Genomic DNA, 3,551 nt, shown 5'->3' on the forward strand with positions numbered 1-3,551 from the left:
AAAATTGCTGCCTGCGTCCTCGGGATGCGATTCCGGCAGACTTATGGGTAATGGAATGGGCCTAATGGGGCTGATATTGTTCGAATTTCACCATTTTTTTTCTTAATTTGAAAAGTTTTGTACTGAGTAGCAGGTTTTAACACATACAACGTATGTGTAAGAAATTGGGCTTTAACTCCAAGAAGTACTGCAAGAGCAGGTTTTGTTTTGATAGCTCGCAGGGAATCGATTTTCTTCATAGAGTCGCATTAAGCTCAAGGTGGGGGGCGGCTTATGGGCACTCCTACGCGCCTGTCGAGGGACTGTAAAGCATCGACAAGTCATTTCAAGGGCAATCCTTACGGACATTGTTGTCACTGGCCGCGATACGCGACCCAAAATCTGCCCATAAGCCGGAATTGAGTCTACCAGTTGAAAACTACGCCTACAAGAATTTTTACCTTTCCGGACAAAAATAGACACATCCACAAATCCTCTGGGCTGACCGCTTCGGCCGATAAGCTTTATTTCGCACTACGACTGCTTTTCGAGTTGAGCGGCTGCCTGAATGTCGGCGAATAATCGACAGCAACTGACCGAAGTGTGACACAGCAAGTTATCCACCTTGCGGGCTGCATAGCAACCGGAAGCGGTCACTACCAGCGCAGCATCCACAAAACGGTAAGAGTGTGCCGGCACAAGTGGTCAGCTATGTCGGAATCCGCATCCATAGTAGTGGCCTACCATAGGACGACGATGGCAGTCTTGTTATAGGTACCCTGAACGGAATGCAGCTGAAACAGTTTGCTGGTCAGTGCCCTTGCAGGATAATGGCCAAGCAAATTATCAGCCTTACTTCTTGAGTCGAGGCTTGCTAGCTCGCTGACGAGGAGAAGCTGTCCGCGTCAGCATTAACGGATTGATGCTCGGTACCGGCGCTATCGTATCAAACCATGACTCTCGCCCCAGGGCGCGAACAATCAAGATAAGTGTTCGTAGCGACGAACCTCCGCCAGCTTCGAGATTCCGCAAGGTACGAACACTGATGCCCGCGCGTTCGGCGAGCGTTGCTTGGTCGAGATTTCGGTGTATCCGCAGTGTCTTCAACCGCTCCCCCAGTACCACCTCTACCTCACCCGCAGTTTGATGCTTCGGTCCGCTACCAATTTCCATGATTTTCTCCAGACACCATTCACAACAACCGGCAATATTGCGCCTATTATGCGTAGAAACCACCAATAAGAGGTAATTTTTTACCTGTTATTGTAATGGATGGTGAACGACATGCATGGAAAAGCCCAGGTACATCGACCACGACCACACAACGCTCCTGGATTCACATTTCATGCATCTCGACGATGCCTACCCCCGAGGGGTTCTTGGTCTCAGTTGGCCAGGAGCGGACAACCCCTGAGCTATCGGCGTCACCATGTAAATGGCCCTTGGCTATCCTGCCTAAGGCGGGGCTGCCGATGCAGACCCTAATGTGCATCTACAGGCATGATTTCAAGGCGTCAACGCCGGGTGACTGGGGTTTCGAGAGAAAATTCACCTGTCGCCAGCATACCAAGACATTAAAAATACTTTAATGGTCGAAGGATTGGAAGGCGAAGGCTTGCTTGTTGTTATATAAAGCGTTTCATTGTCAGGTACATGGCACAACATATTGTGTCGCTCGTACTCATCCCACATTATTGGGAAATTTTTATCGTAAACAAATTGAACTCGAACATTTCTATCATCAAAACCTTTCTCTATCTCCACAATTAAGTCGACAGACGCATGCTTTGGAAGGCCCGCAACCTTAAAAGGAAATAGTTTACCATTGTCCTCCGCCGTTACAACTGCGGTCATTAAGTGGCGCTTTTGGTGAAAAACAAATCGGCTGTCTTTCCATTGTCCATGTTTTTTTGATGCGCTTAATGCTTTAAATATTGATAGGCCGGCAGAAAAAATCAAAAAAACAGGGAATGCATAGAAAAGAGCGTGGACTGTTCGAATTGTATTTTTTAGCTCGCCACTCCATGCCGGATAGCCCTCTGCCGGCAAAATAAAAACAAAAAGTGCAATCAACAGAAAAAATTGGAGACGCGCCGCTGTATCAAAAAATGGCGCGCGAATGTCTTCAATAAAAATTTCCCACCATAGCAGCAATAATTGCTGTCTTTTGGCTGCACGTATAAAGTGTTTGCGCATTTTAATGCATCCAGACAAAAATTAAATGCCACTCAGATTGACCCGGCCAGTCAAAGGCAAGTCGCGGGCGCAGCTGTCCATTTCCGTGCTAAGCATTTAAGATTTTATGAGGCACATATGGGATTACTCGCTCAGGACTGGCCGTGAATAGTGGAATAAACATTCTCTGGTCATTTGTAAGAACATAGAAATTCTTGGATAAATTAATTATTGAATTGTCTGTTAATCCAAATTTGAGAAATAAATCATCATGACAATCATCAGAAATCAAAGTACTTGCCTGGCTGAATTGGCCAAATAGCTCTCTTGCTAATTCAAACGCCCTAATGCCGACATCTCCATCTAGGTCAATAAGATTAGAAGCCTCAGTGGCAATGTAAGGAGTTATCCAGATATTCTCATAATCCTTAACAATTTCCCATAGCTTGTAGTAGTCCTCGATGCAAAAGGCGCCAAGCCGCTTAGATTGGCTGATATGCCGACCCTCATCAATGCCGCCTATTATCATCACAAGAAGAAGATTGGTATCTATTAGTAAGCCATTCTTCATCTGCATTACGTCTCTTTATAAGATTTAAACCCCTTAAAGGCAAAGTTGCCCTTGTCGACTATGAATGTTTTGTATTCCCTTCTTGTCCCCATGAGTGTGGCAAGCTTATACAAAGGATTGCTATCACCATTTTCCCCCTTTAGTTCGAGTGGATTTTGTCCTGACAGGTAGTAGCTAATGGTTACCTCATAATTGTCCCCAGAGATAATCACACCTTCAAGATTGAAATTCCTTGCATTGGGGACAAGCTCCCTAGCATTTTCTTCTGCAACGGAAATAGCTTTTTTGAAATCCATATTTTCACCTTTTCTTGGTTGTAAATATAATTTACACACCCGACAAAACAACAAATTAATCGGTTGTCCCTCATTGCAATTGATTCGTCTTTATTATTTTCGTCTTTCAATTGAAGGCAGCGGGGTGTCAAGCCGTTCTATGGTAACGTTGGCAAGCATTGCGTTGTAGCGCCAACGGTCAAACTTCTCACGATACTCCGTGACCAGTTGCTTGAGTGAGCTGATTTCAGCATCCCTTGCAGCAATCATTCGAGAGGCATCTGCGAGACTGCCTGGGCTAGGTAGTTTTGTAGGCGGCTGCTGGCTAAGGTTTTTCTTGCGCGCGCTAAAGGCGGCTTGAATATCCTCGTGTGCGCTCAATCCAGAGCGGCTAGGATGGTAGCCTAGGATGGGTTTGGCAGCCTTGCATACGCCTTCCCAACTTATTTTGCCAAGGTCCCAAGTGTGAATAACGTTGATAATGGCCTCGGCTGATAGAGTCCACGGAAGTGGTGTAAATGCAGACAGATGGTAGGAGGCCATCGACGAAC

Annotated in this window: 6 protein-coding genes; all 6 read right to left on the minus strand. The window is 45.9% G+C overall.

The window, feature by feature from the left end; genetic code table 11:
• Positions 1 to 41: 41 nt before the first annotated feature.
• On the minus strand, positions 42 to 239 hold the full coding sequence (locus IE083_RS15310) for a hypothetical protein (RefSeq protein ID WP_189354903.1): 198 nt from the start codon (positions 237 to 239) through the stop codon (positions 42 to 44).
• Between the two features lie 592 nt (positions 240 to 831).
• Positions 832 to 1,152 carry a helix-turn-helix domain-containing protein gene (locus tag IE083_RS15315; RefSeq protein WP_189354904.1) on the minus strand — a complete coding sequence of 107 codons (321 nt, stop codon included), beginning with the start codon at positions 1,150 to 1,152 and terminating at the stop codon, positions 832 to 834.
• Positions 1,153 to 1,527: 375 nt separating this feature from the next.
• Complete coding sequence (locus IE083_RS15320) at positions 1,528 to 2,175, minus strand: hypothetical protein (RefSeq protein ID WP_189354905.1); 648 nt, start codon at positions 2,173 to 2,175, stop codon at positions 1,528 to 1,530.
• 88 nt (positions 2,176 to 2,263) lie between these two features.
• Positions 2,264 to 2,731: a PIN domain-containing protein gene (locus IE083_RS15325; RefSeq protein ID WP_189354906.1), complete on the minus strand. Its 468-nt coding sequence runs from the start codon at positions 2,729 to 2,731 to the stop codon at positions 2,264 to 2,266.
• Positions 2,731 to 3,021 carry a hypothetical protein gene (locus tag IE083_RS15330; RefSeq protein WP_189354907.1) on the minus strand — a complete coding sequence of 97 codons (291 nt, stop codon included), beginning with the start codon at positions 3,019 to 3,021 and terminating at the stop codon, positions 2,731 to 2,733. Before IE083_RS15330 ends, IE083_RS15325 begins: the two co-directional genes overlap by 1 nt.
• Before the next feature lie 93 nt (positions 3,022 to 3,114).
• The coding region (locus IE083_RS15335) for a hypothetical protein (RefSeq protein WP_189354908.1) at positions 3,115 to 3,551 on the minus strand (437 nt) is incomplete at its 5' end.

The sequence above is a fragment of the Vogesella fluminis genome (genome assembly GCF_014652335.1).
Taxonomy (GTDB): domain Bacteria; phylum Pseudomonadota; class Gammaproteobacteria; order Burkholderiales; family Chromobacteriaceae; genus Vogesella; species Vogesella fluminis.